The sequence below is a fragment of the uncultured Methanobrevibacter sp. genome (assembly GCF_902801725.1).
Lineage (GTDB): Archaea > Methanobacteriota > Methanobacteria > Methanobacteriales > Methanobacteriaceae > Methanocatella.
On the sequence record NZ_CADCJB010000012.1, the window covers coordinates 33,274 to 55,274 of the forward strand.

At 35.4% G+C, this 22,001-nt stretch carries 29 protein-coding genes; 2 read left to right on the forward strand and 27 right to left on the reverse strand.

The window, feature by feature from the left end; genetic code table 11:
- Window positions 1–213 precede the first annotated feature (213 nt).
- The 26 genes from QZV68_RS03725 to QZV68_RS03850 all read right to left on the reverse strand — a co-directional run bounded on the left by QZV68_RS03725 (window position 214) and on the right by QZV68_RS03850 (window position 19,711).
- Complete coding sequence (locus QZV68_RS03725; RefSeq protein ID WP_296878718.1) at window positions 214–1,599, reverse strand: MFS transporter; 1,386 nt, start codon at window positions 1,597–1,599, stop codon at window positions 214–216.
- Window positions 1,600–1,811: 212 nt separating this feature from the next.
- The gene (locus QZV68_RS03730) at window positions 1,812–2,249 is read right to left on the reverse strand and encodes a helix-turn-helix domain-containing protein (RefSeq protein ID WP_296878720.1); all 438 of its coding nucleotides are present in this window, start codon (window positions 2,247–2,249) and stop codon (window positions 1,812–1,814) included.
- Window positions 2,250–2,612: 363 nt separating this feature from the next.
- Window positions 2,613–4,319: an Ig-like domain-containing protein gene (locus QZV68_RS03735; RefSeq protein WP_296878722.1), complete on the reverse strand. Its 1,707-nt coding sequence runs from the start codon at window positions 4,317–4,319 to the stop codon at window positions 2,613–2,615.
- A gap of 13 nt (window positions 4,320–4,332) precedes the next feature.
- Window positions 4,333–5,130 carry an amidohydrolase family protein gene (locus tag QZV68_RS03740; protein WP_296878724.1) on the reverse strand — a complete coding sequence of 266 codons (798 nt, stop codon included), beginning with the start codon at window positions 5,128–5,130 and terminating at the stop codon, window positions 4,333–4,335.
- Between the two features lie 465 nt (window positions 5,131–5,595).
- Complete coding sequence (locus QZV68_RS03745) at window positions 5,596–6,231, reverse strand: HPP family protein (protein WP_296878726.1); 636 nt, start codon at window positions 6,229–6,231, stop codon at window positions 5,596–5,598.
- 16 nt (window positions 6,232–6,247) lie between these two features.
- Window positions 6,248–7,075 (reverse strand): 4Fe-4S binding protein, encoded by an 828-nt coding sequence (locus QZV68_RS03750; RefSeq protein ID WP_296878728.1) that lies wholly within the window; start codon window positions 7,073–7,075, stop codon window positions 6,248–6,250.
- Between the two features lie 33 nt (window positions 7,076–7,108).
- The gene (locus QZV68_RS03755; protein WP_296878730.1) at window positions 7,109–8,041 is read right to left on the reverse strand and encodes a carbohydrate kinase family protein; all 933 of its coding nucleotides are present in this window, start codon (window positions 8,039–8,041) and stop codon (window positions 7,109–7,111) included.
- Window positions 8,042–8,050: 9 nt separating this feature from the next.
- On the reverse strand, window positions 8,051–8,941 hold the full coding sequence (locus tag QZV68_RS03760) for a formylmethanofuran--tetrahydromethanopterin N-formyltransferase (protein ID WP_296878732.1): 891 nt from the start codon (window positions 8,939–8,941) through the stop codon (window positions 8,051–8,053).
- Window positions 8,942–8,960: 19 nt separating this feature from the next.
- On the reverse strand, window positions 8,961–10,007 hold the full coding sequence (locus tag QZV68_RS03765) for an HAD hydrolase family protein (RefSeq protein WP_296878733.1): 1,047 nt from the start codon (window positions 10,005–10,007) through the stop codon (window positions 8,961–8,963).
- A 4-nt stretch (window positions 10,008–10,011) separates the two neighbouring features.
- Window positions 10,012–11,379, reverse strand: coding sequence for a 4Fe-4S binding protein (locus QZV68_RS03770; RefSeq protein WP_363136915.1), 1,368 nt, complete (start codon window positions 11,377–11,379; stop codon window positions 10,012–10,014).
- Window positions 11,376–12,404, reverse strand: a complete 1,029-nt coding sequence (locus tag QZV68_RS03775; RefSeq protein ID WP_296878737.1) for a 4Fe-4S binding protein — start codon at window positions 12,402–12,404, stop codon at window positions 11,376–11,378. Before QZV68_RS03775 ends, QZV68_RS03770 begins: the two co-directional genes overlap by 4 nt.
- On the reverse strand, window positions 12,405–13,529 hold the full coding sequence (locus tag QZV68_RS03780) for a nickel-dependent hydrogenase large subunit (RefSeq protein WP_296878739.1): 1,125 nt from the start codon (window positions 13,527–13,529) through the stop codon (window positions 12,405–12,407). It lies immediately after the preceding gene.
- On the reverse strand, window positions 13,526–13,975 hold the full coding sequence (locus QZV68_RS03785; RefSeq protein ID WP_296878741.1) for an NADH-quinone oxidoreductase subunit B family protein: 450 nt from the start codon (window positions 13,973–13,975) through the stop codon (window positions 13,526–13,528). The genes QZV68_RS03780 and QZV68_RS03785 overlap by 4 nt, the downstream gene beginning before the upstream one ends.
- Window positions 13,976–14,011: 36 nt before the next feature.
- Window positions 14,012–14,404 carry a DUF1959 family protein gene (locus QZV68_RS03790; protein ID WP_296878743.1) on the reverse strand — a complete coding sequence of 131 codons (393 nt, stop codon included), beginning with the start codon at window positions 14,402–14,404 and terminating at the stop codon, window positions 14,012–14,014.
- A 10-nt stretch (window positions 14,405–14,414) separates the two neighbouring features.
- On the reverse strand, window positions 14,415–14,717 hold the full coding sequence (locus tag QZV68_RS03795) for an energy-converting hydrogenase subunit EhaL family protein (RefSeq protein WP_296878745.1): 303 nt from the start codon (window positions 14,715–14,717) through the stop codon (window positions 14,415–14,417).
- A gap of 8 nt (window positions 14,718–14,725) precedes the next feature.
- Window positions 14,726–14,980, reverse strand: a complete 255-nt coding sequence (locus tag QZV68_RS03800) for a hypothetical protein (RefSeq protein ID WP_296878746.1) — start codon at window positions 14,978–14,980, stop codon at window positions 14,726–14,728.
- Window positions 14,977–15,849 carry a respiratory chain complex I subunit 1 family protein gene (locus QZV68_RS03805; protein ID WP_296878748.1) on the reverse strand — a complete coding sequence of 291 codons (873 nt, stop codon included), beginning with the start codon at window positions 15,847–15,849 and terminating at the stop codon, window positions 14,977–14,979. The genes QZV68_RS03800 and QZV68_RS03805 overlap by 4 nt, the downstream gene beginning before the upstream one ends.
- Before the next feature lie 9 nt (window positions 15,850–15,858).
- Window positions 15,859–16,074, reverse strand: coding sequence for a DUF788 domain-containing protein (locus QZV68_RS03810; protein WP_363136922.1), 216 nt, complete (start codon window positions 16,072–16,074; stop codon window positions 15,859–15,861).
- A gap of 8 nt (window positions 16,075–16,082) precedes the next feature.
- Window positions 16,083–16,754 (reverse strand): hypothetical protein, encoded by a 672-nt coding sequence (locus QZV68_RS03815; protein ID WP_296878752.1) that lies wholly within the window; start codon window positions 16,752–16,754, stop codon window positions 16,083–16,085.
- 9 nt (window positions 16,755–16,763) lie between these two features.
- The gene (locus QZV68_RS03820) at window positions 16,764–17,459 is read right to left on the reverse strand and encodes an EhaG family protein (RefSeq protein ID WP_296878754.1); all 696 of its coding nucleotides are present in this window, start codon (window positions 17,457–17,459) and stop codon (window positions 16,764–16,766) included.
- Window positions 17,459–18,052, reverse strand: a complete 594-nt coding sequence (locus QZV68_RS03825; protein WP_296878756.1) for an EhaF family protein — start codon at window positions 18,050–18,052, stop codon at window positions 17,459–17,461. The genes QZV68_RS03820 and QZV68_RS03825 overlap by 1 nt, the downstream gene beginning before the upstream one ends.
- Window positions 18,049–18,309, reverse strand: a complete 261-nt coding sequence (locus QZV68_RS03830; protein ID WP_296878757.1) for an EhaE family protein — start codon at window positions 18,307–18,309, stop codon at window positions 18,049–18,051. The genes QZV68_RS03825 and QZV68_RS03830 overlap by 4 nt, the downstream gene beginning before the upstream one ends.
- The gene (locus QZV68_RS03835; protein ID WP_296878759.1) at window positions 18,302–18,568 is read right to left on the reverse strand and encodes a DUF2108 domain-containing protein; all 267 of its coding nucleotides are present in this window, start codon (window positions 18,566–18,568) and stop codon (window positions 18,302–18,304) included. The genes QZV68_RS03830 and QZV68_RS03835 overlap by 8 nt, the downstream gene beginning before the upstream one ends.
- Window positions 18,569–18,577: 9 nt before the next feature.
- A complete protein-coding gene (locus tag QZV68_RS03840) occupies window positions 18,578–18,826 on the reverse strand; it encodes a DUF2109 domain-containing protein (RefSeq protein ID WP_296878761.1) in 249 nt (82 codons plus the stop codon).
- Window positions 18,827–18,830: 4 nt separating this feature from the next.
- Window positions 18,831–19,328: a hypothetical protein gene (locus QZV68_RS03845; protein WP_296878763.1), complete on the reverse strand. Its 498-nt coding sequence runs from the start codon at window positions 19,326–19,328 to the stop codon at window positions 18,831–18,833.
- The gene (locus QZV68_RS03850) at window positions 19,325–19,711 is read right to left on the reverse strand and encodes an energy-converting hydrogenase A subunit A EhaA (RefSeq protein WP_296878767.1); all 387 of its coding nucleotides are present in this window, start codon (window positions 19,709–19,711) and stop codon (window positions 19,325–19,327) included. Before QZV68_RS03850 ends, QZV68_RS03845 begins: the two co-directional genes overlap by 4 nt.
- A gap of 316 nt (window positions 19,712–20,027) precedes the next feature.
- On the opposite strand from QZV68_RS03850, the gene QZV68_RS03855 reads away from it, so the two are divergent.
- Entirely contained in the window at window positions 20,028–20,837 is an 810-nt protein-coding gene (locus tag QZV68_RS03855) for a CPBP family intramembrane glutamic endopeptidase (RefSeq protein ID WP_296878771.1), read from the forward strand.
- A 14-nt stretch (window positions 20,838–20,851) separates the two neighbouring features.
- Here QZV68_RS03855 and QZV68_RS03860 read toward each other — a convergent pair whose 3' ends face one another.
- Complete coding sequence (locus QZV68_RS03860) at window positions 20,852–21,223, reverse strand: hypothetical protein (protein ID WP_296878772.1); 372 nt, start codon at window positions 21,221–21,223, stop codon at window positions 20,852–20,854.
- Window positions 21,224–21,449: 226 nt separating this feature from the next.
- Here QZV68_RS03860 and QZV68_RS03865 point away from each other — a divergent pair, with 226 nt between their 5' ends.
- Window positions 21,450–22,001, forward strand: a complete 552-nt coding sequence (locus tag QZV68_RS03865) for a helix-turn-helix domain-containing protein (protein ID WP_296878774.1) — start codon at window positions 21,450–21,452, stop codon at window positions 21,999–22,001.

Genomic DNA, 22,001 nt, shown 5'->3' on the forward strand with positions numbered 1-22,001 from the left:
AGAATTAATTATTGATAATTAATCTCATATAAAATATATAATATTTAATAGTATATATTATTGACTAATTTTAAATTAAAATAAATATTTAATTAAATTAATTAAAATAAACTAATTTAATTCAAAAATAAGTATTTTATCAAATTAATAAAAATATGATATATAAAAAAGTAATATCGAAAGTAAATATAAAAAAATAAGAATAAGACTGAATTACATCAAGTCATGAATTTCATCTTTAATATATAATATTACAATCACCAAACAAACAACCGCCAGAATAGACATGACCAATGAAGTTTGTCCGAATGCTGCTACAGAAACACGATTATGAGCCAGTACCCCTCCTGCAAAAACTGTCATTAGCACCACAGCAACAGCAGATCCTATTGCACCAATGATTTGTCTTACAGTATTGTTGATAGCTGTCGCATCTTCAACATCACCAGATACAACGGCAATAGTCCATGTAACTGCAGGCATTAAACCTAAACCAGCACCGATAGCCCTTATTATTTGAGTAATAATCATATATTCAACAGTAGAGTTTGCATCATAAGTCATCATTATCAGATAACCCGCAATCGAAAAGAGACATGACATAATCAATACTTTTCTAACTCCAATTTTATTGGCTAAAAGAGGACCTATAAAATTAAATACAATCATGACAAGAGTTGCGGGAAGCAAAATTAAACCTGAGGTTGTTGCATTGTGGGAAGTAACAGTCTGAACAAACAAAGGCATTATAACATTCAATCCACACATTGTGAAATATAGCAATGCTGAAAATAATGTTCCAAAAAAGAAATATTTATTTTTCAAAGCATGTAAATCAACCAATGGTGTCTTAATGTTAAACTGACGGCGGACAAAGAATATTAAGCTGAATGTACCAACAACAATTGGTAAAATTACATAAACCAAATCAAATCCATTACCTGCAATGTTTGAAAATCCAAGCATTATTCCAACACATGCTAAAACACATAAAATTAATGAAAGCACATCCAAAGGATAATCGCCGGTTTCAAATTCCAGCTTAACAACAACAAGTGCAACCAATATCAAAACGAATACCATGCCTGCAAAAATTAAGAAAATTGACCTCCAACCAACATAATCAATAATCATCCCACCTGCAGTAGGAGCCAATGCCGGAGCAATTCCAATTATGAAACCAAATAATCCCATATAAATCTGCCATTTTTCCTCCGGAATAACCTTAAAAAGCACAATTTGAGTAATAGGAAGTAAAATTCCAGAACCGATTGCCTGAATAACTCTGGCAATAATCAATACAATAATATTTGGAGACACATATGCCAGCAAAGATCCAACTAAAAACAATGACAATGAAGACAACAGAATAGTTTTAACTTTAAAACGGCGAGTAATATAAGCGGATAACGGAATCATAACTCCTAAAACTAACAAAAATGAAGAATAAATCCATTGAGCAGTAGTTGAAGAAACATGAAAGTCATCCATGATTCCAGCAATACCTGTTGTTACCACACTTTGAGCAGCACTTAAAATAGCTGCAGCAATAATAAAAATGAGTAATGTTGACATTCCCCTATCTAATTTAACATTCATAGTATAGACTCTTATAATTATCACAATAAAATATATTAAAAAGAATATATAAAATTAATTTATATAAATAATTTTTAAAAAAAATTACATTAAAAATGAACATTATTCTATTGAAAAAATAATTCTGTACAAAAAAATAATACTTTAATCAGGCATGACTTGATAAATAATACCCTTCAAAACAAAATGGACAAAAAAAATCATATATAAAATTATTTAATGTGATTTGAAATTATCATATCTTCAAAACCCAAATCAAAAATCAGCCGTCTGAGATGCCTTTCTGAATACACAACCCCAAATTCCTTTTTTATTTCACTTTTAATTTCCGGAATACTGGATAAACCTTTTGAAATAATATTTTCCCTTAAAACTTTAAATTGAAGGTCAGACAACTTTGAATTCCTTCCAGACCCTTCCTTTCTAAATAGACCATCAAAGCCATTTTCATTCCAATCTTTAACCCATTTATAACCTGTTTGAGCAGTTTTTCCTCTTTTTTCCATGGCAGATTTTACACTATTATCACAATAAATTTCTTCAATAAATGTAACTTTTTCATACAAATCCACAAATTTCTTCAAATCCCTTTTAACATCACGAATTTCAGAAAGAGGAACCTTTTTATTGATATTTATCTGCCTTGCCATAAAATATATTTCTTGATAAAATATTATAAAAATTTTTTGTCAATGATGTTACAAAAAAATAGTATTTACTGCAAATTAAAAATTTATTAAAATCAGTCAAAAACATGCAAACAAAAATTCCACAAAAGGAATGAATCCTCAATTAGAACAAGGTGCTTCAAAAACATCACAAGGATAACCTCAATTAGGGCATTTATCCATTTCATCACCAATTAATTAACCATATTCTGCAGGCTTAAATTTTTCTTCATTTCTTTGAAGCCCAATAAGACTTATCTTGATTAATATAATATTCTAGAAAAAATTATAAAACACTTTCCAATTGGAAAAAAATTAAAAAAAAAGTAAATAAAATCCTCAAAATTAAATTTGAGGAAGTCTTTCATTTGTATTTGATCGGGTCCATGAACCCATATTTGAATAGAATGTGTTGATTTTGTTTTTAGTGGCCTGACTCAATGAATAATTAAGTTTGACAATCAGACTGGAAGTATCGTAATCATTGAACTGATTGTACATATAGTCCACTGATAGCCAATTGGTTGGAATATCGTGGCTTCCATGGTCATAGTCTCCAGAAGGATTACCCACTAAAACTTTCTTACCATCCTTACTGATATCCAAAATTGCAACATAATGGCTCCAGGTGTGGAATATTAATGCACATCCTCCTTTTTTAAGTTCAGCTATGGCTTTGGAATAATATGTGCTTTTATAGTAATATGTACATTTCATATTGTATTTTTCCAATGCCCTTTTCAGGCCGCTGGTACTTGAACCATCATAAGAATTGGTACCTGCATCTAGGCCCAAATGCCATTCATTGACATAGTTTCTTAAAACCTGAGTACACATACTGCATGATGTAGGACCGCAGGTATAACCTGTATCCTGTTCATCCCTCACTTCGGAATAGGTATAGGATTTTCCTTTCAGGTCTACAGTTATCTGAACCGGAGCATAATTATATTTGTTCATAAGAACAATTCTTGTGTTGATTGCTCTTTCAATTACATTCCATTTTTCCCTTACAATCAAATGCAAGTATTTAGGTTGTGCTTTTGTTTTGAAGAACACATATTTAGTCATTTTATTTTTCATGAATAAACAATAGCTATCTCTTTTAATGACCTCACGATACTGGTCCTTTAAAAGAGTGTATTTAGCATTGCCGTCAGCAAGCACGTAAAATGCAAACATATAATCCACATCAGGAACTCCATTCTTCTTAGGAACGGAATTTAAAAATGGATTTACCGGAGTTCCTTTAATACCAGTAACATTTTTAGAGGCTGATGCACTGGTGGTCTCCTTGGTACCTGAATAAGTAACCTTGACTTCATAAGTCTTTGTACCTAAATTAGGTCTGATTACGACAATACCTTCGGAAGTTGTTTTCTTAGTAAACTTCTTGCCTCCAACAGTTATTGTCAAAGTTTGACCAGATATTGCTGAAGCATAAGCACTTTTCATGTAAACCTTCAGATATCCGTTTGTAAGCAATATGTCATTTCCAATGACAAGTGAAGTGACCTTTGGAACATAAAGTTTAACTGTTTTTGAGGAAGGATTGTACTTACTGTTACCTTTATATGTTGCAGTCAATGAATATGTTCCGACATTCTTTGTAATTTTAAGGCTTGCAATTCCTTTTGAATTAGTAACTGCATTGTAGTTAGCATTATCCAATTTAAAGGCTATGGCAGCATTTTTAATTGGAGTGCCATTTGAATCCTTCAGATATACCTGGAAATTGCTTCCTTTAGCAACTTTAGTGTGAATAGGGGTTATTGTAGTAGCTAACTTCACAGTCCCCTTAGATGAAGCCATTAAGTTTTCATCTTCATTTAAATTTTTATTGAGAATATCACTATCAGAATCATTATATGAAGAAATTACCTCCATATCCTTGGCATTATTTAATTTTAAATCCTCATTTCCTGTTGCAACAGAATCATCAGCCTGATTTAATCCCAAATCTGTTGAATTAATATCACTAGCTGAAACAACAGCAATATTGAACAGGAGTAAAATTAAACAAATTAAAGCCAATTTCGTTTTTGAATACATATTTTCACCGAAATTATTTTAATCCTAGAATTTTAGCGGAATTTTCATATAAAATCATATTTTCTTCTTCAGGAGTCAATCCTATCTTATGGAAAAGTTCCATTTCACTTTCTGATTCCCACATGGGATAATCAGTTCCCCATAAAACTCTATCGACTCCATATTCATAAATGAACTTTTTTGCATCTTGAGATGATAACTCATAAAGACTGGAACTTAAATCGACATAAAGATTTGGAGTTCCTGCAAGTTTTTCCGTTGCTTCAGCCCAAACGCTCCAACCGGCAAAATGAGCGCCGATTACGAGCATATCCGGAAACTTCTCAAGAAACGGTTTGAGTTGTTCGGGATTAGAATAATTGTACCTGTAATCTCCGCAATGTATTAAAACAGGAACATTTCCTTCATTAATTATTTCTCCCATCTTGAATGATTTTTCTTCATTCAATGCAAATTGCTGAAAATCCGGATGAAGCTTTACTCCCTTAAGGCCCAGTCCAAGCAGATGTTCAAAATCGCCTTTTACATCATCACTGTCAGGATGAAGGGTTCCGAAACCTGTAAAAAGGTCTGGATTTTCTTTAACGACACTGCTTATGAATTCGTTTATTGACCTTACTTGTTTTGGAGTGGTTGCAACAGAATGAATCAGATAATGTACAACTCCAACTTTATTTCCATCTTCTATGAGATTATTAATTTTACCATTCAATGACATGTCAAGATCATAAAAATCCCGAATTCCTTTAACTGCTTTTGAAGCAATTTTTTCAGGATAGATATGACAATGAGCATTAATTACTTTTTGCATATTTTGTAACCGCCTTACAAAAAAATTAATTTATAATTACATTTAGTTTTTAATCCTTTATAAAAATAATGTATAAATCCTTTAAAAATCGATTAGGTCAAAATACCAAATTGTATCGATAAAATAGGCAAAATTTGAATGTTTTAATAATATTTCAAAAAGAATGTCAGATAATGAATTTCTGCAGATATCTTAAATTTTAAAGTATGTAAAAAAAGTTAAAAATGTGTAAATCACAAATCACATCGACAATACCAATTTCAATCCAGTTAATGCATTTATTTATAAATCCAATGCGTTATTGCAATTTTACATCATTTAATCTCAAACTTGTCGAAATTTTCCACTTTTTGAATTTGGAATCTGAAAGAAAATAAGCTTCAGTTCACTCATGCAAGTTATTGGAAGCATTTTTTTACGAAATAATATTTGTCAGGGGGCACGAAGTGAACTGGCAAATATCATCTATTTTCTTGCTTTTCCTACACGGCGGGCGATAACCATTTCACCGACAGATATCAAACCGGCAAAGAATTTTTCCAAACCTCCGGTTGCCCAGATAGCTTCACCGAATGTGGAATTCATAATATTCGCTTCATATTCTTCAGGGGAAATCTTTATACCAGTTGTCTTTTTAGACACCAATGCTGATGCTGCCATCAGTTCTTCCCATGTTACTCCCTTTAACTGATGTTGCATTGCTTTGTACAGCTTTACAACTTTAATATCATATAAATCGGACAGAAGCTCTACAATATCGCAGGCTCTGACCATACCAATTACCTGATTATCATCATTTACAACAGGAACTGTTACGAATTTATTGTTTGCAGTCAGGATTACTGCTTTTCTTGCAGGATCATCTTCATGAACAGTTGCAATTTCTTCATATCCACTCATTATTTCATGAATCTTTTGATTTCCTTCTCTCAATCCTCTGGTAATATCAAAAGATGTTATCCATCCAACCAATTGCTTATTGTCGTTTACTACAGGACAGGTAAAACGCCTAATTTCTTCCATCACTTTGGAAACTTCAACAACTCCATCATCACAGTTCAAATATACAAATTCTTTATCCATTAACTCTTTTGCTCTCATAAACAAAACCCCATTTTTATTCAATTTCAATCCGTTTCAATGCTTCTACAGGACAATGACGAGTACATTCTACACATCTTATGCATTTATCATTGTCAAGAACAACTTTACCATCTATTAACTCTATAGCACCTGTCGGACAATTTTCTTCACACAAATAGCAATTAACACAGGATTCGTGATTGATATCAATGTTCCTGCTGTGAATTATAGGACCAATGTATCTGTCAAGCTCGATTGCATTGCTATTCAGTGAAATTTCAGCGCATGCTCCGCATCCGATACACATTTTCTCATTAATATAAGGATACAGTTCATTTTCAATCAGTTCAATGCCCAAATCCATATCCAAATCATCAAAGAACTCCTTGAATTCCATGGTGAATGCGTTTGTTGGACATAAATTAGCACAATCATCCCAATTGTTATCAATTGAATAGTCAATTGAAATATTATTCATCCTAACTACCCTGTGAGGACTTCTGACATTACTCAAGTTATATTCAATAACATCATACTCTTCCTCATGGTCATAAATAACTGAATTGTTGATTAATTTGATTGCTGAAATCGGACAAGTTTGTACGCAAATTTCACATTTAACACATTTTTCAGTTATTTTAGCTATTCTAAATATATTAGCTGGTTCGATTGCATTAACTGGACATTCTTCTACACAGGTATTACATCTTACGCATTTAGGTGCAACGGCTATAATTTCCTCTTCGGTACTGAAATCCTCCAGTTCAAATTGGAAATCATCTCCATCATCATCTAATTCAACAGATTTCAAAAGAACCTCACGTTCCAGGTTCTTCATCTGTTTTATAAAAGATACATTCATATTATTACCAACTAAATAATTTATTTTAATGATTTAAAAGAATTCCTCCAATTCCTTTGCGGTAGGGAACTTGTCCATGCCGAAACCCTGAATAGCTTTGCTTGCTACCCAATTTCCGATTTGGCAGGATTTCTCAAGGTCATATCCTTTTAAAAAGGAATATAAAAATCCGCTGTTGAAGCTGTCTCCCGCTCCGGTAGTGTCAACAGCATCACATTTGTATGCTTCAACAAAACATTCTTCAGAATTATTTATTGCAAACACACCTTTTGAACCTTGCTTTACAACAACAGTTCCGATTCCCAAATCCAAAAGACCTATGGTTAATTCTTTTAAATCGGCATAATCATTATCACACAATAATCTTAATTCAGACTCGTTTATAAGCAGGATATCGGTTCTCTCAAGAATTGGCATTAAGGCATCGAACCCCTTTTCAACATAGAGCATTCCCGGGTCAAAGCTTAAAAGAGTCTCCTTGCTGAACTTTTCCAAAAGTTCAATCTGAGTATTGAATGAGTCTCCGACAAATGATGTATAATGCATTATTTTACATCTCATAATATTCAAAGGATTTATTTCACCTATTTTAATGTCGTCATTAACTCCTGGAGAAATATAAAGACATCTCTCACCATTCTTATCGACAAATCCTATGCATTTTCCGGTAGAACCGTTTTGGGAATATATCAGATTGTTTGAATATACACCATTAACAGCCAAGTTATATTCAATCAAATCACCGTCTTCATCCTCAGCGATTTTTCCGATGATTGATGTTGAACATCCCAAACGTGCCAATCCCACAATAGTATTGGCTGCAGAACCTCCAGGAGTGTCAGTTTCGCTTGTTATGAAACTTTCCTCATCATAGGAAACTATCTTGTCTACAGAATAGAGCTTGTCCACATTCAAAGCTCCGAATCCTATTACTTCAGCATTAAGATCATTATCATAAATTTCCATTTTAAAACCTTACTTTAAAATATCCAATAGATTTATATTCTTATCTCCAAGTTTTCCATCAAAATTGCCGGCAGATATTTTTACAACACCCTCAAATTCCAAAGCAGCATCAATTCCTGCCTTAATGGCCTTATTCATGGCGTCTTCGTTGATTGCATTGACAACAATTTCGGGAATATAGTTAACTCCGTCGGGAACCTTTGACTCCTCGCCTAAGAATTCCTTAAGAGACGGACAATAAACATGATTTGTAGTAGGTCCGATTTCAGGGAAATTGGTTTCCGGCTTTGAAGCTGCAGAACAGATTTCAAATGGTGCTGTAGCACCTTCAACATCCATAATTGCATTAATTACTGCATCTCCCGCTTCAAGAACTGCTTCTGGAGTGGAACATAAATACCAGAAGTTTCCTCCCATTATTCCATCGTTTATCCTGAATTTTTCTTCTATCTGGAAATCAGGAACTGCAATAGGAACATTAATCATTCTTCTTCCATATTCCTCTACAATCCACTCATAACCGTCACCACAATGACCGACAATATCCATCATTTCAATGAATTCATCACCTTCTGAATCGGAATAGTCAAATATTCGTGTAAACGGTTTGACCAAAACGTCCTGTCTCAGTCTGTAGGACAATTCAAATGCAAACTTTTCCACATCATCTCCACCTAGCCAGTATTGGACAACGGCACCATATCTTCCGTCAGGAGTTTGACTTTCATCCAAAAATCCTTCAACTCCACCTTCCACTCTGCCGATTACTGCGCTTGGAGTGGAAGTGGAATCATATGCTGCCCTTTTGACAATCTCTTTAGTAGGCCCTGTGATTAAAGCCCTTACATATTTGCCTTCAAAAGCTTCGAAAAATGTGTCATCCACCTTATCATAATTCATTTTATTACCTTCTATAAACTTAACCTAATCCTCCAATATCCTGGCCTCTAATGTTATTTCTCATGTCTTTGCTCAGTTTCAGGATATCTTCGAAGTTATTTTCATCAATAATTTTAATTAAAGGATATTCCTCATTTTCAAAAACATCAAAGAATCTGTTTCTTATCTTCAAATCCACATCATAATCTTCAAACAGTTTAGTCAAATCATTTGAGCTGTTGTAATCATTTATAAACTTTAAAACATTATTTTTATCAGTATTTGAGTAAATATCAGCTATTACACATGTTGTAACTGCACTTGGAGATACGATAGCTATCTGGGCGACTTTCAGAGGATATTCATTTCCATTGAATGATATGCTGATTCCATCATGGTCCCTTGCAAATTCCAACGGCTCCACATCAGTTATGCTGTCCCCTATATACAATACCTTCCCAGTATCGATGCCGTCCCTTTCGATTATCTCATGAATAGCCATCCTTTTGCCTTCACCGCCAACCACATTTATTTTCCGGATTTCTTCATAAATTCCCATCTTTGCTATCTGATTGAAGAAAATGTCGTCGAACATTTCATAGTCATCAGGATTATCCAAGATCTTATCCTTGAATTCAAGGACTTTTTCTATTTCTTCATCATTTAGAGACAATGCATCTACATCCACTTTTGTATAAAATGTATTCTCGAATGGGAACTCCATATAATTTGAAAGTGCTTCAATATATTGACCATAACTAGTACTAACTATATATGTATTCATAGCTTCCTTCAAGTATTTTAATAGGAATTCTGAGTCCCTGACTGCATAAATATTGTTTTGTGAAAAATCAATTAAATCAGAGTTTTTAATGTTTTCACAAACGAAAAAAGGCAGAATCAATTTCAAGGTATTGCCTGCCTTATAATTATCTCTTTTTACAACATCGACCAGATAATCATCATACAAACTGAGAATCTTAAATAATTCACCGCCATTTTCAATGAAATGAGCGGACATTTCAAAGGCATTGTCGTTTAAAGTCAATGGCCCCTCGCAATCTGTAATAAATGACTTTTCAAACATCAAATCACCTGAAGTTAACTATTCTTATTGTATCAAGCGGACAAATCGCTTCACAGTTTCTACAGTAAATGCACTTTTCACTATCAAAATCTATCTTGTCATCATTCAATGTCAATGCATCTGTCGGACAGTTTTTGGCGCAGATTGCACATGCCTGACATTTGGTATGTGAAATTGACAAATCGCCGATTCTCTGATAATGCAGGTAAGACCTTGCATAGTACAAATCAGTGTCCTTGCTGTAGAAGTAATCGTCATAAGCTCCTATTGCATCAAAGTTACATTGTTCTACACACTTGCCGCAGTATATACAGTTATCATTGATCTTGATTGGATTTGGTCCGTCAAGCTCTATAGCTTCAACAGGACATACATTGAAACAGTCCCCACAGGCGACACACTTGCTTTCATAGACTTCGATGTTTCTATCCATCAGATATGAACCGAACAGCTTTGAGAACTTATTCACTTCAATGCTTGAATCCAGACTGATTTTAAGTTCCTTCTCCATCAAATCATTTACCTTGTATTCAATGAAATTTTCAAAATTCTGGTCATCAAATTCAAGAGCGATTGAGTTTCCTACCTTTTCAAGAACCTTATTCAAGCTTATCAGGTCAAGTGATAGGTTTTTCATGTCATAATCGATAATGCTTGATACGATATCAAAGGATTTGATTTCACTATACATCTTATAAGCCTTTTTACGTGATGAATACTTGATTGCTGTTGAAGGACATGAATGCATACATTCCTCACATCTTGCACAGTATCCCGGATTGATGTATGGAAGCTTATTGGTTCTTGCAACATTGATTGCACCCATTGACGGACATACGCGAGTACATGTCATGCACCCGATACACTTGTCCTGATTGACAACGATGGCCTTACCTCCCTTAACTGTTTTAGGAAGCAGCTGACCATACTTGATTGCATCTGTAGGGCATACCCTGAAACAGTATCCGCAGCGGATACATGTATCCTTATTAATTTCACTGTGAGGCTCCTGCTTTCCGTCTGCAACCAGATGTATAGAACCGTTTTTACAGGCCTGAACGCATGCTCCGCATGCTTTGCATAACTTGACATTGATGTTTGGAACGTTTTCCTTTAAAGGAGGATCCATTTTTACATCAAGAGAAATCGCATCAAATGGGCAAGCATTACGGCACAATACGCAACCAAAGCATGTGTTTTTTATTTTAATGAAGCCGTCATCCTCATCCAAATAGATTGCTTCGATAGGACAGGACTTAAGACAAGGCTTATCCTTACAGTTTGCACATTTTGTTTGATCAACGACATAATCAACGTCAACATGCCTTAATGGTCTTGGTGTTTTAGTATAACTATCAATCATAACACTCACTCCATAACAATATTCTCATTCAAATTAGATGCCTTTACAGTAGTATGAATTATTTCATCGTCTTCGAGGGAGAATTTGGCAATGAAATATTTAATTACTGAAAATGGACATGTCTGGTAACAAATACTGCAGCGCAAACATTTGTCCTTATCCCTTACTATTGTATCCTCTTTTTCATCGAAGGATATGCAGCCAGTAGGGCATTCAGGAATACAAAGCTGACATTTTTCACATTTGGATTTGTCCCAATCTATTATTCTGATTTTAAGTCTGTTTACTGCATTTGTAATAATCTCCAATGATACTTCTTCATCTGGAATAATCTTCAATGCATCATCCCATATTCCGGAAAGCGGAACTTCATACTGTAAAAGGTCATTCTGTTCTAACGACCTCAAATCCTCTTCCTTATTGTTAATGAAATCCTCAAGATAGTTTACAGTAAGAAGAATTAGTTCCTTTTGGTCCTGCAAGTTTTCAACAAATACTCCTTTCATAGCACCGTTTACAGGACAAACCTCCAGGCATTCCCCACAGGAAATACATTTAAGCTGATTTACCTGAAGCTTATCGTTGACAAGTTCAATTGCTCCAACAGGACATTTCTTCATACATTTCTTACATTTGATGCATAAGAAATCATCGACAATATACTGCCTTTTAGAGGGAATAATATTAAATTCAGGCATTATCAAATGATTCAAACCGCATTCCAATGTTTTTGGGTCAGTCGGACAAACTTCAGCACAGAAACCGCAGCGGATACATGCTCCAGGATTAATGACTGGATAAGTCAGGCCTTCACTTTCCTCATCATCCTTCTGCCTGACAATCTTAATAGCGTTAGGTGAAGGACATGAAACAGTACATGCACCGCAACCAATACAATACTCCTTGTTGACTTTAGGAAAATCCCTGAAACGTTCCGGTTTTTCTGCAATTTCAGGATCGGTTTTTGCATTGGTGAATGCATCAGCCCATGCTTTTCTTGCAAAATCAAAAATATACCACATTAATGAAGACATTTAGACTACCTCGTAGAAATCTTTTATATCGGTTTTACCATGTTCATTAGTAATGGCAACTCTTTCAGCGCATGCAACACAAGGGTCACATGATGCGTATGTTGATACTGCATCAGCAACTGTCGGAACATCCCTAATCATGTATTTTGCACAGGAATCCATATTTGCAATACTTGGAGTCCTGATTGAAATGTTTTTAATCAGATTACCATTGGTTTCAATCATGTATGTGACTTCACCGCGGGGTGCCTCGTTTCTGCGCATCGCATAACCTGACTTCAAATCAACAGGAGTGCGTATTTCACCTTTTGGAATATTTTCGATTGCCTGTCTGACTAAGCTGATTGATTCGGGAATTTCATCAAATCGGGTCATGGTCCTTGCATAGTTGTCCCCTTCGCTTCTTCTGATTACCTTGAAATCGAAGTAATCGTCATAGGTGTAATGACCGTTCCTGTAATCTTCCTTGATGCCTGAAGCTCTACCGATCGGCCCTACGGCACGACCCTTAATAGCCTCTTTTTTAGACATTAATCCAATTCCCTTGCATCTTAATGCAAGTGCAGGACCTTCAGCAAACAGTGCTCGGACCCTTTCGAAACTTTCTTCGATTTTATCGAGATTTTCCAAAATAGGCTTGAAATGGCGTTCATCGGCATCCATCCTAACACCGCCAACAACGTTCCATCCCATATTAACCCTGTTTCCAGTTAAAAGCTCAATGGAATCCATTGCATATTCTCTCAGTTCCAGAACATGCATGAACAGGGTTTCGTGGTCCATTGATTTGAAAAATGTAGAATTCGCAAGGAAGTGACTTTGAATCCTGTCCAATTCATTTGTAATTACCCTTAGGAATTGGGCTCTTACAGGCACGTCAACATCTGAAATTCTCTCGATTGTTTCTGCAAAGGTTTGCGTATGCTCATATGAACAGATTCCACATACCCGTTCTGACAGATAAATTCCTTTTTGCCAGGTTTGACCTTCAATTATCTTTTCGATTCCCCTGTGAACATAACCGTATTCAATTTCGGCTTTGACAACTCTTTCACCTTCAGTTTGGAGTTTAAGTCTAATTGGCTCTTTCAAAGCAGGGTGAATCGGACCAATTGGCACTATCATTTTCTCTCCCTCCCACGATCAGCAATAGCCTGTGGACCAACAGCCAGAATTGCCTCCAATATTTCACTAGGCCTAGGAGGACATCCAGGAATGGCTGCCGCAACAGGAACAAAATCAGATGCAGGGGCATGTACATGACCCCCTTCCTGAGCAAATACGTCACCTGATTGCGGGCAGTTTCCCACAGCCACTGCTATTTTTGGTTCAGGAGCCTTATCATATACTCTTTTTAGGTTATCGATCCATTGTTCGGTTACAGCACCAGTCAACAATAGAACATCAGCTTCACGAGGATTATTGTGAACGTAAATACCATATTGCTCCAAATCATATCTCGGAGATAATAGTGCAACGCATTCAACATCGCATCCGTTACATCCGCCACAATTTACGATGCAGACATGAATTGAGCTTTTTCTCACAACATCCTTAATAGCATCTAACATTATACTCCCTCTTTATTTTAATAATATAAAATAATCTTAATATTTAGCTTCTTTCTTTAACAATTCAAATAATTCCAGTTTTCCTTCTTTCAACACATCATCATATGATTTGCCGGATTTTACTTCTTCAACCAACTTCATTTTAAGATTCTTTCCATCTTCCGGAGAAATCAACTCCAAAGTGCCGCTGAACCAGCATAATCTCAAATCTGCATTAAACTTCTGATATAAGCATATGTCCTTTGCAGACTCAAAGGTTCCGTGCATCGCCTCCAGAGAATCCATATCCAACAGACTGAAGAACAGATCTTCCAATTCATCAACAGTACAATTGAATTCCTCAGAAAGTGGAACGATAATATCTCTTTGCCAGGCATAACTTTTAATTATTCTCTTCTGCATTAACCTCAATTTAGCATCATCATCCATTCAAATCACATCATACTGTTAAATTCAATAAAAAATATAAAACAACTGCCAAAAGCAAACCTATTGCAGTTTCTTTTCTACCATATCCCGGCCTTTCTCCCATTACGAAACCTCCAAGGAGAAATCCGATAGCTGACAAAACAACATTGCCTGCATTGAATGCAAGACACCAACCGACAATTGCACCAACAAGCGCCAGTACATTCAGCTTGCTGTCAGCAACAAATGGTTCGCCATGTTGTTTATAACTGTAAAGCAAACCCAAAATGGACCCAACAGCAAATGCAAGTATATAAATCATATAATCTAACATAATATCTCCTACATCGGTTTATAAAGTAATATAAATGAGCAAATTATTGCCAAGAATGTTATAACAAAACACAGTTTTTCAATGCTTTCAATCTTATGTGCAAAGCCGCCTTTAGCCAGCAATACGAATATCGCCAGAATCAATCCAATAATCACTATCGGAGCAAGAACGGTTGAGTGCAGGAATGTTGCCAATAAACCAACAACTATTATTCCAATAGCCACCAACGCAGTCATATATACAATTACATCTTCACTATTCATGCAACCACTCCTGTAAATATCATTATTGCGGTTCCAAAGAAGCAGATTGCCCCTATGGTAATTTGAGTCATGACTGAATGATTTGGAGAGAATATCGGTGTTGTTGCATTAATAAATCCTGTAATGAATGTGATTACAATCATTCCAATCAGATAGCCGACAGCATTCAAAGGACCGAAGAATATTGTTAAAAATACCCAAAGCATCACATACCATGCAATTGCCTCTGAAAAATTCATGAATCCCCTTAAAAATCCAAAGTGTTCTGTTTCAAATCCAGATATCAACACTTTATCCTTTGTTATTGCAAATGGAGAATATGGGGATTTTGTAATAATGAGCATGAAAAACATCAATGCCGCAAGAGGAACTGTAAATATCAGAGGACCATGTACAGACTGATAGACAATTATTTCTCCAATATTCATGGTGCCTGTCACAAGATAGACAAACACGATTGCTGCAAACAATGGAAGTTCAGTTGCCGCTGACAGTACTGCCCTTACACAGCTCAGTTTACCGTATGGTGAACCGGAACTGGATCCTGAGTTATGCTCAACAATTTTGTAAACTGCATAAACACCAAACAATATTAATAAAGAGCCATGGGCAACAGGACCTACAATAACACCTACAATCCAAATCAAAGCCAATATAAATACAATACCTATATAGAATACTTTTGAAACAGTTTTTGGAATTGCAGTTTCCTTAAAGAAAAATTTCAAAGAGTGTATCAAATGCTGGACTATAGGTGGTCCCGGACGTTTCTGAACACGAGCCATGATTTTCCTGTGCAATCCCAGAAGAAGGCTTCCCGCAAGGAATGCAATAATAACCTGAATTATAATTTCCGCCATCAAATTCATAATACCACTCTAATACCCAGTAAATGGTTCTTTCACCCTCTCTTCTTCATCTTCAGGTTCCGGTTTAGCCATAGTCAATAAACCTAAAGATAAAATCCATAATGGAATACCAAATATAGCTACAGCATAAACAATCCATGCTTCGAAGTCTATAACCAAGCAGGCTAGAATAGCTATTGTTGATAATGCCAATAATATAATACATGTATTTTTTTGACCAACCATACTACCACCTACCACAATACCAATAATAAAATTTCAACAGCTCTTACAATAATAAACAATGAACTTAAGTGAATGATAACAATAAACGGAGAACCCGCAGTCCTGAACATTTCTGCCTTACTTGCGAAAAATGGAGCTACACCGCTTTCACCCAATATACCAATGAGCATCAGCACTGCACCGAATACTACCATCGGATTTGCAGGCATCTGGGACAATACTGCCAAACTCAATGTTCCTGTGGATGCGAGAATAATTGCAGCACCTCCAAACAGAGGCAGGCTACACATCATAGCTATCAGTCCGTAGTTGAATGCTGAATTTAACACAGTGGTCTGTTTTACTGCAGATACAATACCTATATTTAAAATACCCACCAATGCCATGAACAGTGTAAAGTTGAACAGATCTCCAGTAATCATTGCACCAGCGGATGCCAAACCACAAATAATTGATAAAAATCTTCTTTGCTTAAATTCTTTTGGACCTACCTTAACTTCAGTATTATTTAAATAATGCATTGTAGCTTCTACTTGAGTTTCAGGCTTACTTAATGCAATCAGCAATGTAAATCCTAGCAGAACTGCGAAAAGGAACAAGTTGAATGGGGTAATGTACAATACAATGTCTCCAAGTGGAATTGTTCCAAGTATATTTCCTCCAAGTGTAACAAAATCCATTACAATCACCTACTCCCTATCAATATCCTCTCTCATAAGCAGACCTATCAGGCCCACTTTGGAAGCTACTTTTAATAAAAGTCCACATGCTGCAAGGAATAAACTTAACAGCCAATATTGAGGCATTACAAAGAATAATAAAAATCCTATTATCCATAAACACCATGCTATTCCGGAAACTCCGGCAATGCCGTCCAACATAAGTATTGGAAGTCCCCTTGCTTTTTTAGACAACGCATATAAAACAATTCCCCCACCAGCTACTGCTCCTCCAGTAAAACCAGTCAGGAATATTCCGTAACCTATCAGGACCAATGCGATGAAATTAGGCGCAGTAGTCAAAATTTCCATATTCGCTGAAAACGGCTGCGGGAATAATGAAGAAGACTTTGAAAGATTTCTTCTTGGGTCCTGTTCTATTATGCGCATTTCACGAGTAATCAAAATTTCAGAAATCGCTAAGGTTTCTGCCAATTCTACAACCAGACCCGGCAAGATTAAAGCTTCCGCCAAGTCAGTTCCAACAGCAGACACGACAAATATCATAGCAAGACCGACCAAATCGGTCAAGATGAGAATGTGAATCTCTTCCCTTTTCATTGCTATTGCCATTGTACCAATGAATCCTACGATTAAACCTGCATAAATTGCAGGCAGGTACATTGTAATGAACGCTTCAGGGACATATGGAGGTATCATAACCATCAGTTATCCCTCCTTAATTGTTTTGATCTGGCTTTTACGTCACTGACTTTTACCTCATTTGCAACCTGTACTGATTCATTGATTGCTTTTTTGACATCTGACTTTATTTCCTTTTCATCGTTTTTGCGATTCATCGTATAATTAATGGATAACCATGAAGCGATGATGAATGACATCATCAGGATGCTGGATTCGAGAATTGTATCGAATCCTCTTGTATAATACAATATCTCATCTATCAATCCGCCCGGAGATGAATAAATTGATGTTCCGAAGTAAGGGGATATTGATGATATCCATTGCGCCAGAGGTGACATATATCCTGTAATCATTCCCAATTCCGCTGCATTTTCTGGATATTGGGGATTGATTGTTCCGGGTGTTTTCATAACTTCGCCTCCCCTGTCATAAGGGGCGATTGACAGACCGTCATCCACCTGTTCCTGTGGAGCAGGTCTTGTATATAACTGGTCAGGATTCAAGGCCATCGGTACGATAAGTCCTATGACCAGAATTATTCCAAGAGAAAATGCGAAAAGACGAGGAATATTTTTCGGCTCTGCAAGTTTATTCCATAAATCTCCAATTCTCATACGTCTGCCCCCATCTCTTCTAATCTAATGATTGCTCTAAACAGGATTAATGTAATAATGACTGTTGTTGCAAGCAAAGTCAACAGCGCCAAAACATGGTTGTAGCACAGCAATACCAGGCAAACTCCAACGGATGCCACTTCTGTATTGAATGTCCTGACGACAGGGTCATTTACTCCCGGACCCCATGCTGTGGCAATACTTCCTACAATTGCCAGGAAAATACCAAAGTAAAAGAACAATTGAACTTCAACCATTTAACTCACCACTTTTCACTTTGTTTTTTCTGATTTCATTTATTTTTACAATAGCTAAAATGAATACAACAGTGGATAGAGGACCTGCCAAGGCAGCAAACAATGCAACATCCAGATATTTGAATGCTACAATAGCCAGAACAAATCCTGCATCAAGGATTGAAAACATTATAACTTTATCCAATGGCCTTTTAAGGAATATTATTCCGAATGCTCCTATAACCATTAAAGCTATTGAAATTATTGATATGATTTCCATCTTAATGCCTCACTCCAGTAGTATCTCATCATCTAGCCTTTTCAATGTATATGCAATTGCATTAGCACTAATTGTAGAACAAATAAAGAATGCGGCTGCAACTACAAGAGCGAATGGAGTGTTAATTACAAGCGCAATAATTGCAGAAACTCCAAAACCGATAACATTCAGGTAAAGCAATCTTTCAGCCCTGTTTTGTGTTATCAAAGCTCTCAATGCTACAAATATGACTATAATTCCTATAATTTCAACATACATATAATCACTCCTCCGCATGCCTATTGAATTTTTGAGCTATCTTTCCCAAAAGTACAGATGCCCTGACTTGATCGATTCCTTGAACGGTCAATATGGCAATGACCATTCCCACAATAAACATTTCAGGAGTAAAACCAACAAAAGAACAAATAAATATAATGACAGTTGCAGTTAAACTACCGACAGTTCCGGCATATCCAGGATCAGCGCATAATCTGTTTCCAATCAATACCAGAAATGCAGCTATAATTCCTCCCGGAATTCCTAAAAGCAAATATCCTATAGCTGCTATCAAAGTGCCTGCAGATGCATCCGGAGAACACAGGATGTTTCCCTGGAAAAATCCTCCCGCAATGTCTCCACCTCTTCTTTTGACATCCTCACCAACAATCCTGGCCCCTCTTACACCAGGACGTTCAGGAAGTCCGAAATAAGTGTCGACAATAACAAAATTCAGCCAGCACAGAATAGCGGCAATTATTATTCCAATTACCTCGTTCATTGTATATCCTCCCCACCATCTTCATCCAAAGGCTTTGGAAATACAAAATCAAATAAATATTTCACAAATAATGCAGATAAAATGCCTATAATAGCAGCCAATACAATTCCATTATAAATAAAAGTATAGTTTAAAATTAAAAATATTGAAAAAATACCAATAGCTATTATTGGAGTCGGATATAATGCACTTACATCAAAAGAATACCTATATGGTTTGCTTGGCAACAACGGAAGTCTTAAAATTAACGCCATTGCAATTGAAACTACTATAGCAACAATATAAGCTAATAAGACATCAAACGGGGCGAGCGCAATATTGCTAAGCCCATAAATATTGCTGTATGAAGCAAAGAATATGGTATTATACACCAAATCAAACATATTATTAGACTCCTCTTAAATAATAAATATACATATGAAAATATATAAATATTGTTACTTAAAAATAATAGATAACCGCTCAAATATTATTTAAATTGACAAATAATTGTTTAAATGCCAATAATAATTTTATAATAATATTTAAACTACGAATTAATAATTTACAAGAATTCAACGGGTTAACGGCACATGATAAAAGGCCGTTTTAAAAAAAATGCCAATAACTGCAAAACAACAATATGAAAAAAACATTGAGATAAAATTTAATATCATCAAATCAATGTTTTAATATGATTGGAAAAACGGAGGATTTGGCATGGACAGGAATGTCAAAAACTTTAACACAAGATTAAGGACTATAAAAATTAGAGAACTGGTTTTAGCGAGTTTTATTGCATTAATGTTGGTATTAGGACTTTCATTCATATTTCCAATTCTTGATACCAACGATGATGCATTCATGATATGCGTGCTGACATTTTTGGTGATATTCTTTGCATGGTGCCTGAAAGGAAGCTCAGGACTGAACGAAGATATCCAAAGCGTATTCTTAAAGGAAAACAGAAAGGAAATATTGTATGTATTCATAATCAACCTGACATTTGCATACCTCTTCCTGTTTTCAGTAGTTGTCCTGGACTTCATTATCGCAATGGGTGATCCGACATGGATAAGTGCACTGGATATCGATTCCGTCAGCCTGACTCCGGATGCATTTCTTCTAAGCGCAATAACATCCATCATTTATGCACCTGTACTTGAGGAGCTTATATTTAGAGGGGTTCTGTTCAACAGACTGAAAATCAGAACCGGTATCATCCCCGCAATGATTGTTTCTTCATTCCTGTTTGCCATAGGCCATGACTTTGGAGGAATTGTCAGCGCATTCCTGTTTGGAGTGTGCATGTGCATACTGTACCTGAAAACAGACAACATCCTAATTCCGATGAGTGTTCATGTTATAAACAACATTGTCGCAACGCTGATTGACCTTACGCCTTTCGATTCAATAATAACATCATTTCCGTGGATAATCCTTTTGGGAATTGCCATAGCAATAGCTACAGTATTATTGATTAAATACATAATAACAGAGACAAGGTCCCTGAACAGAAAGTATAGCTAAAAAAAAAGAATTGATTAGTGGAATCCGCATCCGCTGCAGGTTTCACATTTTTCCTCTTCCAGAGGGTCGTATTCCTTATCCTCCTGCAAGGTTGCAGAGATGAAATACTGGTCGAACTCTTCCTTGTTTTTCAAGACAGGGGAAAGACCTTTAAAATCACATTTAATATCTCCTGTTCCCCCAATATCAACAAGAATTGGTTCTCCTAATTTAAACCTTTTAAAATATGATTCAACTTCATCTTTTAAAGATCCAGGTACTCTAAAATTAAAAGATAAAATATTATTTTCCTTCATTTTTAAACCAACGTATTTCTGGTCGATTTCATAATTTAAACCAAGCTGTTTTTTAAAAACTACGTTAGTACCGATATCATTAGATGACATTTTATAATCGCCTCACATTAATATAATTAGAATTATTTTTCTAACTATATAAAACTTCTTATCAATTATGCTAAAAATCCACATTTAAAAAAATTTTGTTCAACAAATTTATAACGAATTATCATGATTTTTAATAACCTTTATATAATTTTAAATTCATAGATTATATATGTTATAATATTAATTATAATATAAAAAAATCAATTGGAAAAATAGGTGTTTATTAATGAATGAATACAACAAAGATATTGGAAAAAGAATTAGAGAAATGAGAGAACTTTCAGACATCACTGTGGAAGAAATTGCAAAAGACTTAAACATTAAAGAAGAAACTTACATCCAATATGAAAACGCGGAAGTAGACATCCCTGCCAGTTTTTTATATGAACTTGCAAATATTTTCAAAGTTGATTTAGGATTATTATTAACAGGTGAAGAAAGCAGAATGAGCATTTTCGATGTAACCCGATCAAACAAGGGAGTTTCAGTTAACAGAAGGAAGGAATATACTCATGAAAACCTATGTTCTAATTTCATCAATAAAAAAGCCGAAACATTCCTTGTTGAAGTGGATCCGGAAGAAGATTCAGTGCCTTCACTAAACTCACACCCAGGACAGGAATTCAACTATGTCCTGGAAGGTTCCTTAAAAATTTATATACACAACAATGAAATCGTGTTAAACGAAGGAGACTCAATCTTCTTTGATTCAACACATAGACACGCAATGATAGCGCTTAACGATAAACCGGCTAAATTTTTAGCAGTAATTATATAA

Bases quoted from the DNA above. Each gene is read 5' to 3' on its own strand.
- QZV68_RS03820 (WP_296878754.1), bottom strand. From the start codon at position 17,459: ATGGTTATGATACCTCCATATGTCCCTGAAGCGTTCATTACAATGTAC.
- QZV68_RS03785 (WP_296878741.1), bottom strand. From the start codon at position 13,975: ATGTTAGATGCTATTAAGGATGTTGTGAGAAAAAGCTCAATTCATGTC.
- QZV68_RS03790 (WP_296878743.1), bottom strand. From the start codon at position 14,404: ATGGATGATGATGCTAAATTGAGGTTAATGCAGAAGAGAATAATTAAA.
- QZV68_RS03810 (WP_363136922.1), bottom strand. From the start codon at position 16,074: ATGGTTGGTCAAAAAAATACATGTATTATATTATTGGCATTATCAACA.
- QZV68_RS03850 (WP_296878767.1), bottom strand. From the start codon at position 19,711: ATGTTTGATTTGGTGTATAATACCATATTCTTTGCTTCATACAGCAAT.
- QZV68_RS03730 (WP_296878720.1), bottom strand. From the start codon at position 2,249: ATGGCAAGGCAGATAAATATCAATAAAAAGGTTCCTCTTTCTGAAATT.
- QZV68_RS03780 (WP_296878739.1), bottom strand. From the start codon at position 13,529: ATGATAGTGCCAATTGGTCCGATTCACCCTGCTTTGAAAGAGCCAATT.
- QZV68_RS03745 (WP_296878726.1), bottom strand. From the start codon at position 6,231: ATGAGAGCAAAAGAGTTAATGGATAAAGAATTTGTATATTTGAACTGT.
- QZV68_RS03795 (WP_296878745.1), bottom strand. From the start codon at position 14,717: ATGTTAGATTATATGATTTATATACTTGCATTTGCTGTTGGGTCCATT.
- QZV68_RS03805 (WP_296878748.1), bottom strand. From the start codon at position 15,849: ATGAATTTGATGGCGGAAATTATAATTCAGGTTATTATTGCATTCCTT.
- QZV68_RS03830 (WP_296878757.1), bottom strand. From the start codon at position 18,309: ATGGTTGAAGTTCAATTGTTCTTTTACTTTGGTATTTTCCTGGCAATT.
- QZV68_RS03835 (WP_296878759.1), bottom strand. From the start codon at position 18,568: ATGGAAATCATATCAATAATTTCAATAGCTTTAATGGTTATAGGAGCA.
- QZV68_RS03855 (WP_296878771.1), top strand. From the start codon at position 20,028: ATGGACAGGAATGTCAAAAACTTTAACACAAGATTAAGGACTATAAAA.
- QZV68_RS03755 (WP_296878730.1), bottom strand. From the start codon at position 8,041: ATGGAAATTTATGATAATGATCTTAATGCTGAAGTAATAGGATTCGGA.
- QZV68_RS03775 (WP_296878737.1), bottom strand. From the start codon at position 12,404: ATGTCTTCATTAATGTGGTATATTTTTGATTTTGCAAGAAAAGCATGG.
- QZV68_RS03725 (WP_296878718.1), bottom strand. From the start codon at position 1,599: ATGAATGTTAAATTAGATAGGGGAATGTCAACATTACTCATTTTTATT.
- QZV68_RS03735 (WP_296878722.1), bottom strand. From the start codon at position 4,319: ATGTATTCAAAAACGAAATTGGCTTTAATTTGTTTAATTTTACTCCTG.
- QZV68_RS03815 (WP_296878752.1), bottom strand. From the start codon at position 16,754: ATGGATTTTGTTACACTTGGAGGAAATATACTTGGAACAATTCCACTT.
- QZV68_RS03760 (WP_296878732.1), bottom strand. From the start codon at position 8,941: ATGAATTATGATAAGGTGGATGACACATTTTTCGAAGCTTTTGAAGGC.
- QZV68_RS03800 (WP_296878746.1), bottom strand. From the start codon at position 14,980: ATGAATAGTGAAGATGTAATTGTATATATGACTGCGTTGGTGGCTATT.
- QZV68_RS03860 (WP_296878772.1), bottom strand. From the start codon at position 21,223: ATGTCATCTAATGATATCGGTACTAACGTAGTTTTTAAAAAACAGCTT.
- QZV68_RS03845 (WP_296878763.1), bottom strand. From the start codon at position 19,328: ATGAACGAGGTAATTGGAATAATAATTGCCGCTATTCTGTGCTGGCTG.
- QZV68_RS03865 (WP_296878774.1), top strand. From the start codon at position 21,450: ATGAATGAATACAACAAAGATATTGGAAAAAGAATTAGAGAAATGAGA.
- QZV68_RS03825 (WP_296878756.1), bottom strand. From the start codon at position 18,052: ATGAGAATTGGAGATTTATGGAATAAACTTGCAGAGCCGAAAAATATT.
- QZV68_RS03840 (WP_296878761.1), bottom strand. From the start codon at position 18,826: ATGTATGTTGAAATTATAGGAATTATAGTCATATTTGTAGCATTGAGA.
- QZV68_RS03740 (WP_296878724.1), bottom strand. From the start codon at position 5,130: ATGCAAAAAGTAATTAATGCTCATTGTCATATCTATCCTGAAAAAATT.
- QZV68_RS03750 (WP_296878728.1), bottom strand. From the start codon at position 7,075: ATGAATGTATCTTTTATAAAACAGATGAAGAACCTGGAACGTGAGGTT.
- QZV68_RS03765 (WP_296878733.1), bottom strand. From the start codon at position 10,007: ATGTTTGAAAAGTCATTTATTACAGATTGCGAGGGGCCATTGACTTTA.